This is a genomic window from Fervidicoccus sp. (assembly GCF_049967375.1).
GTDB lineage: Archaea > Thermoproteota > Thermoprotei_A > Sulfolobales > Fervidicoccaceae > Fervidicoccus > Fervidicoccus fontis.
This window is the reverse complement of the sequence record NZ_JBMFSV010000015.1, coordinates 1-18,992: the sequence shown is the minus strand read 5'-3', so window position 1 is coordinate 18,992 and position 18,992 is coordinate 1. Positions and strand designations below refer to the sequence as shown.

15 protein-coding genes and 3 pseudogenes are annotated in these 18,992 nt (G+C 36.0%); 10 read left to right on the top strand and 8 right to left on the bottom strand.

All coding sequences use genetic code 11. From position 1 onward, the window contains the following. Positions 1-2 precede the first annotated feature (2 nt). From ACP5SL_RS03915 to ACP5SL_RS03905, 3 genes are all read right to left on the bottom strand, one after another. Entirely contained in the window at positions 3-902 is a 900-nt protein-coding gene (locus ACP5SL_RS03915; protein WP_193803731.1) for a prenyltransferase, read from the bottom strand. 291 nt (positions 903-1,193) lie between these two features. Further along, on the bottom strand, positions 1,194-2,393 hold the full coding sequence (locus ACP5SL_RS03910) for a threonyl-tRNA synthetase editing domain-containing protein (RefSeq protein ID WP_428228210.1): 1,200 nt from the start codon (positions 2,391-2,393) through the stop codon (positions 1,194-1,196). Positions 2,394-2,406: 13 nt separating this feature from the next. After that, a complete protein-coding gene (locus ACP5SL_RS03905; RefSeq protein WP_148683618.1) occupies positions 2,407-2,814 on the bottom strand; it encodes a hypothetical protein in 408 nt (135 codons plus the stop codon). Positions 2,815-3,357: 543 nt separating this feature from the next. On the opposite strand from ACP5SL_RS03905, the gene ACP5SL_RS03900 reads away from it, so the two are divergent. Both ACP5SL_RS03900 and ACP5SL_RS03895 read left to right on the top strand, forming a co-directional pair. Next, a complete protein-coding gene (locus tag ACP5SL_RS03900; protein WP_014557897.1) occupies positions 3,358-4,170 on the top strand; it encodes an SAM hydrolase/SAM-dependent halogenase family protein in 813 nt (270 codons plus the stop codon). A gap of 17 nt (positions 4,171-4,187) precedes the next feature. Then, positions 4,188-4,703: a nicotinamide-nucleotide adenylyltransferase gene (locus tag ACP5SL_RS03895; RefSeq protein WP_148683839.1), complete on the top strand. Its 516-nt coding sequence runs from the start codon at positions 4,188-4,190 to the stop codon at positions 4,701-4,703. Here the strand turns inward: ACP5SL_RS03895 and ACP5SL_RS03890 are convergent. Continuing rightward, entirely contained in the window at positions 4,661-5,536 is an 876-nt protein-coding gene (locus ACP5SL_RS03890; protein ID WP_193803733.1) for a DMT family transporter, read from the bottom strand. The two genes, ACP5SL_RS03895 and ACP5SL_RS03890, sit on opposite strands and share 43 nt — an antisense overlap. Positions 5,537-6,003: 467 nt before the next feature. On the opposite strand from ACP5SL_RS03890, the gene tenA reads away from it, so the two are divergent. The 8 genes and pseudogenes from tenA (at position 6,004) to ACP5SL_RS03850 (ending at position 15,594) form a co-directional block, all read left to right on the top strand. Beyond that, positions 6,004-6,675 (top strand): thiaminase II, encoded by a 672-nt coding sequence (tenA, locus tag ACP5SL_RS03885; protein ID WP_014557893.1) that lies wholly within the window; start codon positions 6,004-6,006, stop codon positions 6,673-6,675. Between the two features lie 170 nt (positions 6,676-6,845). Next, positions 6,846-7,184: pseudogene (locus ACP5SL_RS03880) on the top strand (helix-hairpin-helix domain-containing protein); the annotation flags it as partial. 12 nt (positions 7,185-7,196) lie between these two features. Further along, positions 7,197-7,691 (top strand): annotated as a pseudogene (locus tag ACP5SL_RS03875) (Hint domain-containing protein); the annotation flags it as partial. 6 nt (positions 7,692-7,697) lie between these two features. Beyond that, positions 7,698-8,309: pseudogene (gene radA / locus ACP5SL_RS03870) on the top strand (DNA repair and recombination protein RadA); the annotation flags it as partial. 237 nt (positions 8,310-8,546) lie between these two features. After that, positions 8,547-11,405 (top strand): RtcB family protein, encoded by a 2,859-nt coding sequence (locus tag ACP5SL_RS03865; protein ID WP_428228209.1) that lies wholly within the window; start codon positions 8,547-8,549, stop codon positions 11,403-11,405. 10 nt (positions 11,406-11,415) lie between these two features. Beyond that, on the top strand, positions 11,416-12,360 hold the full coding sequence (locus ACP5SL_RS03860; RefSeq protein ID WP_428228208.1) for a deoxyhypusine synthase: 945 nt from the start codon (positions 11,416-11,418) through the stop codon (positions 12,358-12,360). 212 nt (positions 12,361-12,572) lie between these two features. Next, on the top strand, positions 12,573-14,228 hold the full coding sequence (locus ACP5SL_RS03855) for a DNA topoisomerase VI subunit B (RefSeq protein WP_148683617.1): 1,656 nt from the start codon (positions 12,573-12,575) through the stop codon (positions 14,226-14,228). 4 nt (positions 14,229-14,232) lie between these two features. Further along, the gene (locus ACP5SL_RS03850; RefSeq protein ID WP_014557888.1) at positions 14,233-15,594 is read left to right on the top strand and encodes a DNA topoisomerase IV subunit A; all 1,362 of its coding nucleotides are present in this window, start codon (positions 14,233-14,235) and stop codon (positions 15,592-15,594) included. A 68-nt stretch (positions 15,595-15,662) separates the two neighbouring features. Here the strand turns inward: ACP5SL_RS03850 and ACP5SL_RS03845 are convergent, their stop codons facing one another. The 4 genes from ACP5SL_RS03845 to ACP5SL_RS03830 form a co-directional block, all read right to left on the bottom strand. Further along, positions 15,663-15,812, bottom strand: a complete 150-nt coding sequence (locus ACP5SL_RS03845) for a hypothetical protein (RefSeq protein WP_169311378.1) — start codon at positions 15,810-15,812, stop codon at positions 15,663-15,665. Between the two features lie 3 nt (positions 15,813-15,815). After that, positions 15,816-16,655 (bottom strand): P-loop NTPase, encoded by an 840-nt coding sequence (locus ACP5SL_RS03840; RefSeq protein WP_428228207.1) that lies wholly within the window; start codon positions 16,653-16,655, stop codon positions 15,816-15,818. A 107-nt stretch (positions 16,656-16,762) separates the two neighbouring features. Continuing rightward, the gene (locus ACP5SL_RS03835) at positions 16,763-18,442 is read right to left on the bottom strand and encodes a DEAD/DEAH box helicase (RefSeq protein WP_014557886.1); all 1,680 of its coding nucleotides are present in this window, start codon (positions 18,440-18,442) and stop codon (positions 16,763-16,765) included. Further along, on the bottom strand, positions 18,429-18,851 hold the full coding sequence (locus tag ACP5SL_RS03830) for a hypothetical protein (RefSeq protein ID WP_014557885.1): 423 nt from the start codon (positions 18,849-18,851) through the stop codon (positions 18,429-18,431). The genes ACP5SL_RS03835 and ACP5SL_RS03830 overlap by 14 nt, the downstream gene beginning before the upstream one ends. Positions 18,852-18,992: the final 141 nt, after the last annotated feature.

Sequence of the window (18,992 nt, the reverse complement as noted above, 5' to 3'; positions counted from 1 at the left end):
CGTTACAAGATTAGTAAGCTAATTGCAAGTCCTATTAAAAACAATAAACCAAATTCTAATGTTATTTTTGCTAACAAGGGATCCGCATTGCTAGGTACTTTCTCTTTAAAATTCTTTATAGTTTTTAGCGCTCTGTATAAGCTTGCAAGTGAAATTATGACCCATACCGGAAAAATTTTCATAAAAACAAGGATCAATGTTAAAATGTAAGGAAGAGTTAATTCACATTCAAGAAGAATTAATGAGAGCTTTTTCCCAATCCTTACCGATAAAGTTTTCGCTCCTCTTGATAGATCGAAGTCTATATCTCTAGTATTATTTGCAGTTAATACAGCGGCAACGAGAAACCCATATGGTATCGAAAAAATTGCTGGTCTAAAGGTTAAGTCACCTGTAATTATCGCATAGCTTCCAATAGAAAAAAGAAAGCCATATGCAATGAATGCTTCAAGCTCACCTAATGAGAGATATTTTAACGCAAACTTTGAACCTGTGTACATGAAGCTTAGAAAAGGACCAATTATTCCAAAAATTATACCCCAAATATTGCCCCAAAATATATAGATAAGAATTCCGAGCAAAACACCTGCAATAGCGGATAATGAAGCATATATAAAAATTCCTTGTGAACTAATACTATTAGAAAGGATTGGATGCTTTCTATAAATGTTGGTTGGTGCTTCTTTTATGTCTACTCCTCTTTTATAATCATAATAATCATTCCAAAGATTAGCAGAAGCATGAAAGAGTATACCTCCCAGGATAACGATCAACGATTTTAATAAAATATCGGGCGAAAAACCTTTTAAAAGCGCATAGAATACTCCGAAAGATATAGCAATAATCGTCATAGGAAAGGACCAAGGCCTTGCATAAGTAAATAGCTCTCTAGCTTTAGTCAAGGTTCATCCTCCTTCTAGTAAAAATATCTAGGAATTTTATAATTTTTTGGATAAAAAATTTTCAACAAAAAGTTAGAACAAAACAAAGTATTCAATATATAATCAAAGTATTTCCTTTTGGGGAACGGATGGAAGACTATAGCTTTATATTCTATATTTTTGTTTGACATGAACACGTAAAAAGCATATATGCATTTATGAATTACTATAATTTTAAAAATCAGTGGAGGTTCACATCTTCATCGGAAAATCCTCCGCTGTTATTTTCACATCATTTTTTATATTCATATTTTATTGGGTTTCTAAAAATTTCTTTACTGCACCTTCTAACTCACTTAAAGAGATAGTATATTGTACATTGGTTTTTCTTTCCCTTAAAATTATAGTATTAGTTTCCTCCTCTCTTTCTCCATAGATAAAAACCAGTGGAACCCACTTCATCCCCCATTTTCGTAATTTGCTACCAATCTTTTCATTGCTGAGATCTAGATACACCCTTTTAAGGCCTATCGATTCTAGCAGTCTTTTTACTTCTATTATTTTTTCTTCATTTACGTTTCCAACTTTAAGAATTACGCTTTGATATGGTGAAAATAGCATAGGTAAATATGGACTTAGTGCTTTCTTTTCCTCGAGTTCTATTAATCTATCTAGTATAAGGGAAAAGAGGCTTCCGTTGAAGAAAGGGAAATATCTATTATTAATGATTGTTGCTACTGGTATTGAGTCCACATTTTCACTTCTGTAAAAAGCAATGCCCTCCTCATTTTCAAGTTTCAAATTCTTAATGTTATTCCTAATAATAGAAAAGTCTATATCCATTGTGCAGTCAAAGATCTCGTTGTTTCCTGGCAATATTTTCGCTTTGAAAAAACTTCTGCTTCCTTCTTTTAAAGTGACTCCATTCAGGGTTTCATAAAATTCGTTTTCAGCTTTGAGCGTACAGAACTCTTTAACTAAGCTGTCCCAAGGTTCTTTTATGTTAAATCCATTGGAATAAACCTCAAAGCCAAACCTCTTGAGATAGTCGTTGACAAGCTTATCATATGAGTTTTTTGATAGCTTAATTTGAAGCGATACCGCAGAAGAGAACTCTCTTGACAGTTCTGCAAGAGGATGTCCAAAGGACGAAAGCTCAAACTCCTTATACCAGCCGAAAGGAGCTCTAGCCACTTCCAGTTTTTTATCTTTTAACCTTTCGCTAAGCTCATCTAAAATTTTTATAGACTGGTCAGGCTTTTCTAAATTGCTAGATAAGTGAGCATATGGATAAATGATAATGCTATTAGCATTGACTTTTTTTGCATGTTCGGCTATAGATTCTGTCGCATTTTCTATTACCTTTTCGTCGTCTCCTCTTTCTACACTTATAAAAGCAACAAGGACATTTTCTTTGCTAAGTTCGTGTATGGGTGTCTCATCTTTCTTCTGTAGCGCTTCCGAAACTGTTCTAAAAGAAAACTTTTTCGCATGAATCTGCAAAATCCTCATATTTTCTCCCACTTCAAATTGAATGAAAATCTTCTTTAGTTTTTTGAGGAGGTGGAGGTGCCATTGGAAGAGGTGGAGGGACTTGCAACTCCCTTGAGATCAAAATTAAAGTTCCCATAAGATGAGGAAGTACTAATCCGGCAACAAAGTTAGCTCTTTCTTCATTGCTCTTTTTTGTAAATATTTCTTTTATTTCATCTTGGTTTTGTGCTTGTATTCTAACTTTTCCGGTAATAACTATATTTACTACCATAGGATCCGAGAGGAGGGAGATCCTAAATTCATAAGCTCCAATGCCAGTATGAGGATCCTCGCTTATTTTTGTTACGTTGAGCTGTGTATTATATCTCATCATAGGCGGTGGGATTTCAGATACTTTTTCTGCGCTAATTCTTTCCGTGCTAATTTGAACCATCGGCACTTAAGTTCACCATTATGATTTATATGAATTAACTAAAATAATATATCCTTTTTACAATTGAAGATTTCACTATTTTATAGTGGATTTGATATTTAAATATCTTTAAGACGTTATATGCAGTGAGGGATCCCTAACATTAACTATTTTAGCTAAACACGAAGTTTAGTCCATAGCCCAAAAAAGTAAATCTCATAAAAAACTAATGTGGGATTTCGATCTTCCCCACTTATCTGCAAGTGAAAGATGCAAGCCCAAATAGATGAGAAAAATTTATGCCCATTTCTCTAAAATGAATCCAAAATTTGAATAAGGTAATATGGATAGGAGAATGAACATATAGTGATTATATTACAGTTTAAATCATAAAAATATCTGCTTGCTTAATCAATTATATAGATTTGGATGTTTTTTATATATCAATAATATTTCTCCGATATACTTTTTAAAAGACAATTTTAAATATAAACGGTAAAAATATCTTTAAGCTAATAATAAAAAAAATGGAAATCCATTATATTGAAAACCATACAATAGGTAGGAAGCATGGAGAGAAGTTATGAAGAAGGCTTAATTGCAATATTAACAGACTTTGGGGATATCGACAATTATGTCGCAGTAATGAAAGCGGTAATAATGAAGGAAAATAGAAGGGTAAAAACATTAGATATTTCTAATAATGTCCTCCCGTTTTCTATTATTAGTGGTTCATATCTTCTTTACACTTCCTATAAATATTTCCCCAGTGGAACGGTCTTCTTAGCAGTAATCGATCCAGGAGTAGGAAGTGATAGGAAGGCTTTAATAGTAAAAGCAGGAGACTGGTTTTTTGTTGGTCCGGATAATGGGATATTTTGGCCTATTATAGAGGAGAATTTCTCTCAAGCAGAAGCCTATTCAATCTCTATTGAAAAGAGCGACCTGCGTAACATATCTTCTACATTTCACGGCAGAGATGTGTTTGCGCCAATAGCGGCTAGGCTTGCTAAAAACGGGGATCCTGGATTTTTCGGTGATCCGCTCAATTTGGAATCCCTTTCTAAGCTTAGCCTTATTAAGATGCAAAAGGACGGTGCTTATATCTGTTTTGAGATTATTCACAAGGACGTTTTTGGAAATGTAGTTCTCTCTTCTAAGGGAAAGATCCTCAGCATTATGGGAAAAGACGTAGAAGTGCTGAAGAAAAGCGATAACAAGAAATATATTTTTAAGAATGTTCCTACTTTTAGCTTATTAGAAGAAAATGAACTTGCAATTTATGAAAACAGCTTTGGATTCCTGGAGCTTGCAAAGAACAAGGGTAATTTATTCGCAGATTATGGATTTAAAATTGGTGAAAAGGTTTGTTTGAAGAAATAAAGGAGCGCTACAATAGAATATTATTTCCAGGAAGGTTTCAACCACTTCACTATGGACATATAGAAGTTATAAAATGGATGCTAAATTTTGGCGATGAAATAATAATTGCAATTGGTAGCGCGCAAAAAAGCCATATGGTCGATAATCCGTTTACTGCAGGAGAGAGGATGGTTATGATAAGAGAGGCATTAAAGGAAGAAGGCTTCGATCTGAGCAAATTCTATATAGTGCCTGTGCCCGATATAGAGTATAACAGCATATGGATTTCTTACCTAGAATCCCTCTTACCTCCTTTTGATGCTGTATGCTCTAGAAATCCCCTTGTCATAAGACTTGCTAAAGAAGAAAGATATGATGTTCTAGTTCCTCCATTCTTTCTTAGGTCAGAATATAGTGGCAAGAAAATTAGGAAAAAAATGCTCAGTGGAGAGAAATGGGAAAGCTATGTTCCTCCTTCAGTAGCGAGAATCATAAAGCAAATCAGCGGCATTCAAAGGCTTATCGATTCATCGCTTAGTGACGAATTAGAATGATTTTTTAATTCGTTTCTGAATGTTAAAATGACGCCTATTGTTATTAAAGCTATTCCAATTACTTGAAGAAGCGATGGACTCTCCTTATTTGAGAAGCATTGGATGATAAAAGTCAAAATTGGAACAATATAGCTTAAAACTGTAGCTTTGCTTGCCGACCATATAGAAAGGACTCTGTTCCAAGAAAGAAATTGAACCGCTCCTCCAATTGTTGCGAACCAAATAACATCAGCGAACACATTGTCATCAGCCCCTGCTTTAATGATAGGCTGATATAAAGGGAGTACAGCGAGGGAGAACAACGAACAAATAAGGAAAACTGATGAATTAAGAACAAATACATCAAAGGTTCTCAGTTTTCTATAAAGAACGCTATAATAAGCCCATGCAAATGCATTTATAAAAGAAAGAACAGTTCCGTATAATGTGAAACCTTTCATTAAGTTATAACTGTAAGCTATATAGCCCAAAAAAGCCACAAGTACTCCATATATTTCTCCGCTTTTTTCGTTCAAAATCCTTCTTCCAATTAATGATGCAATTAATGGCATAGAATAGCTTAAAACTAGTGAATCTGCTGGAGAAAGATATATGAGGCTATATAGCCACAACGTTGTACTCAAAAAGACGAAAAAAGAAAGAACTGCTATATTTTTGTTTAAAATGATCTTCTTCGAAAACAGTATTGTAAATAAGAACATGATGATGAATCTGATAAAAAGGGAAAAACCAATGCTAAAATATTCCAGAAGATCTTTTACGAAAAAATTCAGTGGGACGCTCCCGATCACATATATTAAAAAGAAAACCAAAGCTTTTCCTTCTTCCTTCATTTACAAGACCTCATTGGAGTTAGCATGTTGAACCAAAAATCTCAATTAATATTATCCTAATTTCTTCTTTAGGATAATTAATTCCTTCCTGCAGGATCATAGGATTCCAGTACATATCCATGAATGCATTACTTTCAATTGAAATGCATAAGAATGGTCAAAGAACCTCTCCAGATCTTTTCTCTAAGCCGTCAGTCTTTCATCTTTTCCATAGGTTCGATCATTAACAAAGCATTTGCTATTTCAATATTTATCATCCTTATCATCAAAGCAAAAATATGTTATGTGAAACTGTGAACTTTTTATTCCTATCTCAAAGAAATAAGGGTTTTTTGTTTATTGAAAAGTTTGACTCTTCCTCACATTGAAAGGCTAGGGCCTTCAGTATAAATTAGTTGGAATACAGTTAATTTAATATTTTAAGTTAAGATAAAATTCTTGATAAATATTATCTATGAGGTCGAAAAATGACCGTTCTCAATATGCTTTTTGATAGTATAGAAGACATTTTTAAAGCAATACTTAATCATCCATTTTTGAAAGAGCTTTCCGAAGGATCGTTAAATGAAGAAGTTTTCAGGGAATACATAATTCAAGATTACATTTATTTAACTAATTACTCGAAAGCTCTATCTCTACTTTCATCGAAAATGCCAAAGGAAGAGTGGCAGAAGACATTTATTGAAGATGCTATTGGAGTATATGAAGTGGAAAAGGCTATGCAGGAGAGCTTTTTCTCATTTTGGAATATCGATAGAAAGAAACTAGAGGAAGTGAGACCGAATCAAGTTACGTTGGCATATTCGAATCATCTAATATCAACTATCGTTTTAGAAGATTATCCTATAGGTATATCATCAGTTCTGCCTTGTTATTGGATTTATTTAGAGGTCGGGAAAAAACTCGCAGAGGAATCTTCTCCAAATCCGCTTTATAAAAAGTGGATAGAAACTTATTCAATTAACATAAAATATGAAAATATAGTTAACAGAATACTCAAAATAGCTGAGGAAACTTTTTCAGAACTTGATGAAAAAGCTTTGAAGAAAGTTAAGAGGACATTTAGGCTCAGCACTATATACGAATATATGTTTTTCGATGCTGTCTATAAGAGGAATGATTTTCCGTTTGAATTTTAGCGAAAAAAATATTTTCGGACTACTATTTATTTATACTAGGAAAAAGAGTATTCGATCAATTATAAGTTAATAAAAGGGAGAGTATTTTGGTACCCAAATCTCAAAAAACTTCTGAAAGTGAAGATTCGGAGGAAGAAAAGAAAAAAGATGAAGAAAAGGACGAATCAGAAATAAATGCTATAAAAACTTTAACCGATCTGCCTGGTATAGGCCCTGCAACTGCTACCAAGCTGATCGAAGCAGGATATGGAACTCTTGAAGCAATAGCAGTTGCAACACCACAGGAAATAAGCGCTGCGGTAGGAATACCAATTAACACAGCACAGAGGGCTATAAAAGCTGCAAGGGATGCACTAGAAATAAGATTTAAGACAGCGTTAGAGCTTAAAAAGGAAAGGCAAAGTGTAGGGAAGATAACGACCGGAAGTAAATCTCTTGATGACCTTCTTGGAGGAGGAGTAGAAACAAGAACCATGACCGAATTTTTCGGCGAATTTGGAACTGGAAAGTGCTTTTCTCCTGAAACTGAGGTAATAATAGAAGACTTTGGAAGTGTGAAAAAAATAGATATAGAAAGCTTTTATGAAATGAAGGCGTCCGAAGGAAAAGAGCTAATGTATGACGGTGGATTCATGGTTCCACTTTTAAACAAAAATAAAGTCATTACTTTTTCGGGCAACAGAATGGAGTTAAGCGAAGCAGAGTACATATATAAACAAAAAGTCGAAAAGCTTGTAGAGATAAAACTTTCCAACGGCGAAAAAATAGAGGTTACTTTAAGTCACCCCTTCTTGGTAAGTAGCAAAGGAAAACTTGTTTGGAAGAAAAGCTATACGCTAAAGGAAGGAGATGAAGTGCCAGTATTTGAAACTTCAGGAGTATTATCTCAAAAATCTAATGAGAGATTTAATATAGAAAAAATTGTTGAAAAGAAATTAGTGAATAGAAAAGGATTTGTATATGACTTAGTTGTTCCTGGCACTCACAACTTCCTTTCAGCATCTGGGCTTATTCTTCATAACACGCAAATTAGCCACCAATTATCAGTGAACGTCCAGCTTCCACCTGATAAGGGAGGGCTTTCAGGCAGGGCGGTATATATAGATAGCGAGGGAACGTTTAGGTGGGAGAGAATAGAAGCGATGGCAAGAGCGTTAGGGCTAAATCCAGATGAAGTTATGGAAAACATATTTTATATAAGAGCGGTAAATAGTGACCATCAAATGGCAGTAGTTGAAGAAGTTACAAAAATGATCCAGGAAAAAGGTATAAAATTGGTAGTAGTGGATTCTATAACAGGTCACTTCAGGGCAGAATATCCTGGAAGAGAAAACTTAGCGTCGAGGCAGCAGAAGCTAAATAGACATCTTCACCAACTTATGAGAATTGCTGAGATTTATAATATAGCTGTTGTTATCACTAATCAGGTAATGGCAAGACCTGATGTCTTTTACGGAGACCCTACTCAAGCAGTAGGGGGGCACGTACTCTATCATGCTCCTGGCGTAAGAGTTCAGCTTAGAAAGAGCAGAGGTAATAAGAGGATCGCTAAAGTCGTTGATGCTCCTCATCTTCCAGAGGGAGAAGTAGTGTTCTCAATTACAGAATATGGAATCAGAGATGCTGAAGAATAATAACTTTTCTCAATCAAAAACTAGCTCATGAGTATGGAATAGAAAAAATTCAGCGATATCAATATCTTTTGCAAAAACAAGTTGTGACATGTAAAAAATTTCTAGGCTGAAAATTTCACGCTTTGTTAAAAGTTAATAACCTTTGATAAATTAAATCTATAAAATGATATGTATTATAATTTTAAGTTTTACAAGAAGTATAATTTTCATGGATTGTTATATTTATTTTAAAATAAGGTGATTCGTTTGCCAGTCAAAGTAAGGAAAATCAATGAATATGAATGGGTAATAGATAAAGGAGAAAAAACTTGTATGAAAGTTCCTGCCGTTATTTTCGCCGATGAGTTTCTTCTTTCGAAAATGCAGGAAGATTTAACTTTAGAACAGGCAGCCAATGTAGCCTGCCTTAATGGCATAGTTGATGCAAGCTATGTGATGCCTGACGGACACCAGGGTTATGGTTTTCCTATAGGCGGAGTTGCAGGAATGGATATAGAGGAAAATGGTGTTATTAGTCCCGGCGGCGTCGGTTATGACATAAACTGCCTAACTCCTGACATGAAAGTTCTTGATAGTTATGGTGCATGGAGATATATCAAAGAATTAAAAATTGGAGATAAGGTTTTGGTCAATAATGGTCGTTCTAGAGATGCAGAAGTTGTTTTTTGGTTCTATAGGAAAGAAGAGAAAATCTATATAATTAAAACAAAAACGGGAAGAATCATAAAGGCTAGTCATGATCATCCAATATTGACAGATAGGGGAATGATTCTCGCAAAAGATCTTCAGAAAGGGATGAGAATAGCTACATATCCGTTTAGTGGAGTTAGGTATGAGGCTCCAGCAAAGAAGTTACTATTAGATAGAAAAGACTTAGAAGAAAACATTGCAAAAGAGTTAGAAAAAAGAGGGCTTTTACCTCTATATACAGACAATCCGAAGTTGCCTTTGATTATAAAACTGCTTGGATACTTCACTGGAGATGGAACATTTGATGGAAAGAAGACATGGTTCTACGGAAGTGAAGAAGGTCTGGAAGAGATTAGAAAAGATATCGAACTTCTAGGATATAAACCTTCAAATATAAAAACAAGAAGAAGAGCTTCAGAATACAATGGCAGGACAATCAAAGGGAAGGAAAACTCTGTATATGTTTCTGCAAAGAGCTTCAGGAAATTGCTTGAGAAATTGGGAGCGCCTATTGGAAAGAAGACCCATGTTCCTTTTACCGTTCCTAGTTGGATAAAAGAACTACCTCTATGGATGAAGAGATTGTACCTTGCAGCTTATTTTGGCGCAGAAATGAATAAGCCACAAACCATTAATGGATATAAATTTGAGCATCCTTTTGTTTCAGTAAACAAGCTTAAAGAATTAGAGAAGAATGCGGAGGAATTTCTTAAAGATATTGCATCAATGCTTGAAGAGTTTGGAATAAAAACACTTGGAATGAGTAGGGAGGATCTTGGGGATAAAGTGAGGATCAAATTACTGGTATCAACAAAGCCTAAATTTTTGATTAGGCTTTGGACAAGAGTAGGCTATATTTACAATCCTAGAAGACAAAGATTGGCTATTGCAGCGGCATCTTGGCTAAGATTGAAGATTAATGTACTCAAAGAAAAAGCATCAGTTGCAGAAAAAGCTGCATCAATGCATGTTAAGGGCCAATCAGCAGGAGCTCTTTTTATTATGCTTTCTCAAGAGTCTAAGTGGATAAACAAAAAATATGTTGAAAGAGCAATATATGATGGAATTACTGTCCCGAGAGTCTCTTATAACTTTCCAAGATTTGAGGACTGGATTAAAGATAATTTGCAAGGAGATATAGTATATGATATGATAGAAGACATTAAAATAAAGACCTATGATGGCTATGTTTATGATATTACTGTCAATGATGATGCGCACAATTTCGTTGCGAATGGGATAATAGTATCAAACTGCGGCGTTAGACTGCTTAGAACTGAGCTTGACGAAAAAGATGTGAGGTCGAAAATAAAGGAACTAGTTGATACTATTGCAAGAAATGTCCCAAGCGGGTTAGGAAGTGAGGGAAAAATAAAGGTTACTCCAACAATACTCGATGAAGTACTCAATAGAGGAGTTGAATGGGCTGTTGAACATGGATTTGGAAGAAGCGAGGATCCTGAACATATAGAAGAAAGAGGTAGCTGGTCTATAGCGGACTCATCTAAAGTTTCATCGAGAGCAAAAAGCAGAGGGGCACCGGAGCTTGGTAGCTTAGGAAGTGGAAATCATTTTCTTGAGGTTCAGGTTGTGGAAAAAATTTTTGACAGAAAAATAGCTGAGTTCTTAGGAATAACACATGAAGGACAGGTTACTGTTATGATTCACACGGGGAGCAGAGGACTCGGTCATCAGGTTGCGAGTGATTATCTTCAAATAATGGAGAAAGTAATGAGGAAGTACGGTACGGTCCCTCCTGATAGAGAGCTTGCTAGCATACCTTTTAATTCTCCAGAAGCGCAAGATTATGTTAAAGCTATGGCTGCGGCAGCAAATTATGCCTGGACTAACAGGCAACTGATAACTCATTGGGTTAGGGAAAGCTTTAAGGAAGTATTTAAAACAGATGATGATAAATTAGGTTTAGAAATAATCTATGATGTTGCTCACAACATTGCGAAAATTGAAGAGCACGAAGTAAATGGAAAAAGGAAGAGGTTGGTAGTGCATAGAAAAGGAGCAACGAGGGCTTTTCCCCCAGGACATCCGGACATTCCTAAGGATCATAAAAACATAGGACAAGTAGTTCTTATTCCGGGATCTATGGGGACTGCAAGTTATGTCCTTGTTGGTACAAATGAAGGAAAAAGGACGTGGTTTACAGCTCCACATGGAGCAGGAAGGTGGATGAGCAGATCGAGAGCTCTCAAAAATTATACGGCAGATCAGCTGATCAGCGAGTTGAGTAAAAAGGGCATATATGTCAAGGCAGCGTCAAAAGGCGTCCTTATAGAAGAGGCTCCAAGTGCTTATAAAGATGTAGACAGAGTAGCTCTTGTAGCTGATAAAGTCGGTATTGGAAAACTGGTACTTAAATTAAGGCCAATTGGTGTAACTAAAGGATGAGGTGGTTTTTATGAAAGATAGCAGAGAAGAGCTATTGAAGGAAAAAATAATGGATGAACCTCCAACAGATGAGCAAATCAAATCATTTAAAACGCTCATAAGTTATTATTCGCAGATACACGGATTCATGGCAGGTCATTTGTCGAAAGCGGCAGAGATATTGAGTGAAGGTAGGAAAGAAAGCGAGTTGAGGTTCCTTTCATTTACAGGAAATTTAGTATCGACTGGATTGAGAGGTCTGTTTGCAAAGCTAATAAGAGACGGGCACTTCAACGTAGTTGTTACAACTGCTGGAACATTAGATCATGATATTGCCAAGGCCTTAGGTCCAGGATACTTTAAGGGAGGTTTTGAATACGATGATTCAATGCTTTACGAATACAACATTCATAGGCTCGGAAACGTATTTGTTCCATTTGAAAGCTATGGTGAAGTAGTTGAAAAAGCGGTTAAAGAATTTATGGAAGAGAAGAAAGGAAAAACTCTTGCCGTATATGAAGCTTTATGGAGCATTGGGGAAAAAATAGAAGATAAAAACTCTATATTAAGGGCTGCATATGAAAGAAAAGTTCCAATAATAGTGCCTGGAATGTATGATGGCAGTTTTGGAACTAATGCACTAATCTATGGAAGAATATACAACGTAAAACTGGACTTATCATTAGATGAAAAGCTTCTAGAAGATATGACGTTCGAGTCGCAGGACAAAAAAAGCTTGGCATTAATTATTGGTGGAGGTATAAGCAAGCATCATGTTATATGGTGGAACCAGTTCAAAAATGGGCTGGACTACGCTATATATTTAACAACTGCCGTAGAATATGATGGAAGTCTAAGTGGAGCGCAGACGAGAGAGGCAATCTCATGGGGTAAATTGAAATCTAAATCAAAACATATAGTAGTCTACGGCGATGCGACAATAACTCTCCCAATCCTTGCTTCAGCGCTATATTGATATAGGATTAAATTGAACTTGAGGTAAATGTTAGCAGAGGAAATAATTTAATATTAATAGTATTTTTTCTAAACAGTAGCTCAAACTTTATGAAGAAATAAACGTTAATGCTAAATGAAAAGATGCTCAGTTAGTTAAATACCTCATAAGTATAATAATTATTTTTGAAAAAAGGTTTTTAAGTGGTTAGGGACATAAGTGCGGTGGATATGATGACAGAAAATGTTGAGTCTTTTAGGCAGCTCAGTCCATCTGAGTTTTTCTATAGAAATAAGGAAATCGCTGGATTTAGCAGTCCTTCGAGAGCGCTTTATCAGACTGTTCGAGAATTTGTTGAAAACAGTCTTGATGCAACAGAAGTTCATGGCATCCTGCCGAACGTAGTTATAAGTATTAGCAGAGAAGACTCTTCAAATCCAAACTATTTCACGGTTTCAGTTGAGGATAACGGAATAGGTATACCAAGTAATATAATTCCTGATGCTTTTGGAAGAATACTCTATTCTTCTAAGTATAAGTTTAGGCAGACAAGAGGTATGTATGGATTGGGTGCAAAGATGGCAATTCTATATGGCCAAATAACAACTGGGAAGCCCTTTGAAATATACAGTAGCACTTCTCGTTCAAATAAGATTTTCTACTATAAGCTAAGCGTTGATATAAGAAAAAATGAGCCAATAGTATTTGAGGAAGGAGCTTGGGAGAAAAAAACAAGTTGGCATGGCACAATTGCAAAGGTTACAATAGAGGGAGACTGGAATAAGAGGACGAGAGACTACATTTCTGTATATGTAAAAAGAACTGCCATCATTGCACCATATGCTGATATAACTCTTATAATGCCGAAGTTTAACGGGGAGCAGGAAGGAAATGGAGAAGAAGAAAGCGAGATCGTCTGTTATAAGAGAGTCACAGATAAGTTGCCTGTACCTCCAAAGGAAACCAAACCTCACCCTTTAGGCATAGACTTGGAAATGCTTAAGATGAGCATTTCCGAATCTAAGAACAAGACAATAAAGGACTTCTTAATGAAGAACTTTCAGAGGATTGGAGAAAAAAAGGCGGAAGAAATATTGAAAATTGCAGGAATTGATTTTGATAGAAATCCAAAGAACTTGAATGATAAGGAAATAGAAGCTTTATATAAATCTATAAAAAGTGTAGATTTCATTTCTCCTTCTCCTGATCCTTTATCTCCTATAGGAGAAGAATTAATAAAAATAGGACTTAAACAGGTGCTCAATCCTGAGTTTGTAGATGCGATAACCAGGAAGCCGAAATCATACGGAGGACATCCGTTTATAGTTGAAGCAGGAATAGCATACGGAGGAAAACTAAGCGAAAACTTAGATGAAATTGCAAGAGATTCTATAAAAGGGCAAAGCGGACCGTTTATTGCACTTTTGAGATATGCGAATAAGATCCCTCTGCTTTATGATGAAAAGGCTGATTTAATTTGGAGCGTTGTCAATCCCGATGATTTTAACTGGAAGAACACTTATAAGCTTGATCCTTCCGATATAGTAGTCGTTCTCGTTCATATAGCGTCAACAAAAGTTCCATATAAAGGTGTTGGAAAGGAAAGTATTGCACAGGTAGAAGAAATTAGAAAAGAAGTAGAAGCTGCTGTTCAAGAATTAGCAAGGAGATTGAGAAAGTATATAGTTAAAAAGAGAAAAAGAGAGGAAGCTGAGGAGAAATTCAGGATATTCCTCAAATATATACCTGAAGTAGCACAAAACCTTGCAGTATTCTACGATGGGGTTTCTCCTGAAGAAAGAAAAAAGATTGCGCAAGAGCTTGAAAGCACGCTTAAAGCAATCGCTGAAAAGAAAGTTAAAATAATAGAAGAGGTAAAGGAGGAGTAGGATTATGGAAGGATTGCAAGACAAAATAGACCAAAAAGCTAGAGAGTTGTCAATAAAGGCGGTAAAGAAGGCATTTGAAAAGCTAATTGAACAAGTGAGAAAAGGAGAAGAACCAAAACTAATAATCAAGAAGAGGACATTGGCAAACACAATTTATGACAGGCAGAGAAAGCTTCTACTGCTTGGCGAGCAGAAGCTGACTAGAAAGTTCTTTGATGAAAATGAAGCAAGAAGGTTTATGCAGACAGTCTTGATGGCAAGGATCATTTATGAGGCATTAGTAAACAACGAGTACCCCACAATAAGAGATATTTACTACAGAGGGAAGCACACACTCCCCCATGTTTCTCCAAAAGATAAGTTTAAAAATACATGGGAAGAGCAACAGGAGAGCGATGCAGTTCTCAGAGATGTTGAGGTGCTGACTGGGAAACTTAGGGAAGAGATGCTCATATTAAGTAAAGAAAAGGGGAAAGTTGTCGGAGATATGAGACTTAGGAGCGGGAACGATGTTATAGATCTGAGCAAGATGGGTCATGGAGCTTATGCTATAGAATCTACGCCAGATCTAATAGAATTCTTGGATGTGAACGCTGAATATGTTTTAGTTGTTGAGAAGGATGCAGTTTTTCAGCAGTTGCACAGATTTGGATATTGGAAAGCTAATAAAGCGATATTAGTTACGAGTGCGGGACAGCCTGACAGGGCAACAAGAAGATTTGTTAGGAGATTGAACGAAGAGCTCAAACTCCCTGTGTATATTTTAGCTGATAGTGATCCGTATGGATTTTATATCTATAGCGTATTCAAAATAGGCTCTATTACACTCAGCTATGAAAGTGAGAGGCTTGCTACGCCCAAAGCAAGATTTTTAGGAGTTACCATGAGCGACGTCTTTGGCGACGACGTTCCTTTAAATGAAGTTTATTTATCGCCCGAGGAAATTAAAAGCGGAGATACCAAAAAATTAAGAGAGGAGAAAAAAGAGAGGTTTCTTAAGGCGTTAAAGACATTTGGTTACAAGGAAAAGCTAACTAAAAAGCCATTTATGACTGAAGAAGAAAGGAAGAATTTTATCATAAGGGCAAAGGAGCAAGATCTAGAAAGAGCAGTTGAACTAGTAGGCGATAAAGTATATAAGGAGTTTACTAATGAGCAGCTGAAGTCCAGCAGAGGCGGGAAGAAGACTATAAAGAAGTCGCCAGGATACCCATGGTTCCAAGATCCTAAATGGATTAAGGAAATAGGGATCTTCTTCCTGACGCATAGCAAGCTGGAAATTGAAGCCATGGCCAGTAAGGGATTGAAGTTCTTGGCTCAAGAGTACCTTCCAAGGAAAATAGAAACAAATGATTGGCTAGACTGAGCTCAGTTTTCTGCATACAATTAAAAATTTATTTCATTCTTTTCAAGTTTATTTTCAATAGATAAAAATCAATCTAGCCTTTCTAAAACCTCATGAAATGTATTCTTTTTGCAAGTTTTGCAATAATGATAGATTTTCTTCATTTCTGCTAAATTGAAGCTGACTTCCAAATACCATTCAGTCCCACACTGTGTGCATCTCAAATGCCATTTTGTCAATATTTACACCCCAGATTGTGACTCGATTAGCTTCTTTGCCGCCTCCATAAAAGATATTGCAACCTCATTATTATTAAGATTATCATATTCATATGGATTGTTAGTGTCATCAATTGGGTTACTTAGAAGGGGATTCATAGGGATTCTTGCAATTATTTTTTCTCCAAGTTCTTTTTCAACTTTTGCTCCTCCTTCTCCAAATGGTCTCTTTACAGATCCATCATTACATCTTACAAAACTCATGTTTTCTATTATTCCTTTAAGCGGTACATTGACGGTTTTCAAAAAGGTCACTGCCCTCTTAACAACATGTAGAGATACGTCTGAAGGTATGGTAACTACAACTGCACCAGTTATCTTTGATATATACTCCACAATTCCCTGTATTTCATCTCCAGTTCCAGGAGGAGTATCGATCAATAAAAGGTCCAAATTACCCCATTCAGTTGAAGTGATCATATCTCTAATTAGTTTAATCTTAAGCGGCCCCCTCCAAATTATCGGCAGTTCCTTATCTTTTAAGAAAAAGCTTGCACTCATTAATTTGATCCCATACTTAGTCTCTACAGGATATAGCTTTTCACCATCGGTTAATACTTCAGCATTCTCGTAGCCCAAATATCTTGGTATGCTTGGTCCATGAATATCTGCATCTAAAATGCCAATTTTACCTTTAAAACCAAGCTTTGAAAAAGCTAAACCTAGATTTGCTGTTACAATGCTTTTCCCAACACCACCTTTCCCGCTCAGCACTATAAACTTATATTTTATCATAGAAGTTTTCCTAATTGAAAGCGCCTTCATTTCCGCTTCTTTTTTAAGAAATTCCGCGTTAATGCTCATAAGTATTAACCTCACAAATTTCTCTAGTTTATAATAAAATGTTTAAATAAATAAATAAATACTTTGTATTGATTAACTAAAAGTATCATGAATAAGGAAAATGCACATCAAAAAAGCTTCGTTTGTTTGCTTTTCTTTTCCTTTTCATCCGAATCTATTTCCAGCTTCTTCCTTTTTCTTGCTAAAGACTCTTCAGCTGTGCCCTTGGTGACGATTTCATAAAGCTTTGCAGTCTTCTCTGGCTTAGGTCTCAGCAATCTTCCCAGCCTCTGAACAAACTGCCTTCTGCTCCCTGTTCCTGCGACTATTATTCCAACGTTGACATCAGGGATATCGAGACCTTCATCTCCTACCGTAGTAAGTACAAGCACCCCGCTCTGCGCCTTTTTAAAATCTTCAAGTATTTTCTTTCTCAGCTTTGTTTCAGTGGAGCCTGTAAGCACAGGCGCACCAAGCATATTTCCCAGTTTTTCAGCCTGTTCTACATATTGAGTAAAAACTAGTATTTTGGAGCCGTTTTTCAGCTCCTGCTCAACGATTTTCTTAACAGCCTCTTCTTTTGCCTTAGCTTTTTGATAGATCTGCACCATTTCGTTGTGTATTTTAAGCGCTTTTGCCATTCTAGAATCTCCACTTTTAGCCCTTTTCAGAACTTCCGCAAAAGGAATGCCTAGGGTTAGGGCTTTATAGATGTTTTTTAATTTTTCATACTTTTCCTCTTCTTCTTTGCTCAGGCCGACTTTAACAATATAACTTGCATAAGGAGAAAGGAATCCCTTTTCTACAAGTTCTTGAGGAGTTTTATAGTATATCACTCCTCCCATTAAAGGAAAGAGCTCAACGTGTTTTCCATCTTCTCTAATGACTGTAGCACTTAGCCCAAGCCTATGTGGCGAGTACATTCCTAAAGCTATCGTTTTGAACTTATCAGCAGGGAGGTGATGGACCTCATCTACTACTAATAAGCTGAATCGATAAGCGAGAGTTTTTATGTGTCTGAATGCAGTTTGGTATGTTGATATAGTTATAGGAGCTATTCTCTTCTCTTCGCTGTAGAAGGCCGCGATCATTGATTGAGGTATGTCGGTAAAGTTCTTAAGCATCTCCATCCACTGTAGCAATTGCTCCTTCGTGTAAGTTATTATCAAGGTCATCTCGCCTAGCTCTGCAATAGCAGCTGCTCCAATTACAGTCTTTCCAGAGCCTGTAGGTAAAGCGATAATTCCTCTAGAGGAATTATTTTTCCAACTTTCTAACGCTTCTTTTTGATAGTTCCTTAGCTCTCCTTTGAAGTTAATTTTTTTGCTCATTTTTAAGCTGTCTGGAAGTCCAGTTTTGTTCTCTATTTCTAGACCTATGTCTTTGGCTTTTTTTAAAAGATCGAAGTATTTCCCTGGATATACCTTAAATATTTTTTTCTCCCTTTCATAAACCAAATATTCTTTAAGATTTACAAATAAGTCTTTTATATAGCTGTTGGGCTTTAAGACGATCTCGTCATTTTCAAGATAGAGAGTTATCTTGTTTCCACCTTTAATGATGTTTTCTAGCGCTTGAATGGATAAGGGAGGAACTTTGTCCCCTAAGCTTTTTAGTGTATTAAGCACTTCTTCTAACGTTATCCCATTCTCTCTGATCTTTTTGTAATTTATTTCAAAAAGACTTTCTCCATTCTCCCTTCCCTTATAATCACTGAATCTCATTAAGTTTGCAAAAATTTCTCTATCTATCCAGCCTTTAACTCTAAATTTTAATTGATTACCGCCTGCAATATCATTCCCACTCATAATAGCAAAGCACCGAAGGACTTTCCATTTCTTTTATAATTCTGAAGACTTCTTCTAAAGAAAGCTTTGGTTCAATACATTCTATTACAACTAGCTCCCCCTGCTTTAATATCCTTGTGTCTATGCAATTTTCTGTCGATTTTGGCAACTCTTCCCAGTCACTTTCACTTTCTAGTAAAGTTATGTTTTCTGCATAATCAACAGAATAGCCATCTGACTCTAGAACAGGCTTTACTCTCATTTTTACCCCTTTGTGCAACTTTCCGCTTGAGTCATAAATAATAATAGAATCAAATGCTGAACCCTCGCAGTCAGTAAGCTGAGCGAGTAAGTCGTCAAGCCAAGGAGAACCCTCTAGTTTTTTTCTAATGAGCCTATATAATTCCTCATTGCGTGGGTTTGTCTTCATCTATAGATCATCCGCATTTAGGATCTTCTTCATCGGAATTTTTGAGAAATTAATATTATTCATAATTCATTTAGAGCATTTCAACCTTTTAAAGTTAATACTTGAAGAGATTCATTCAGATAAGTGGAGGATTCAGATCTC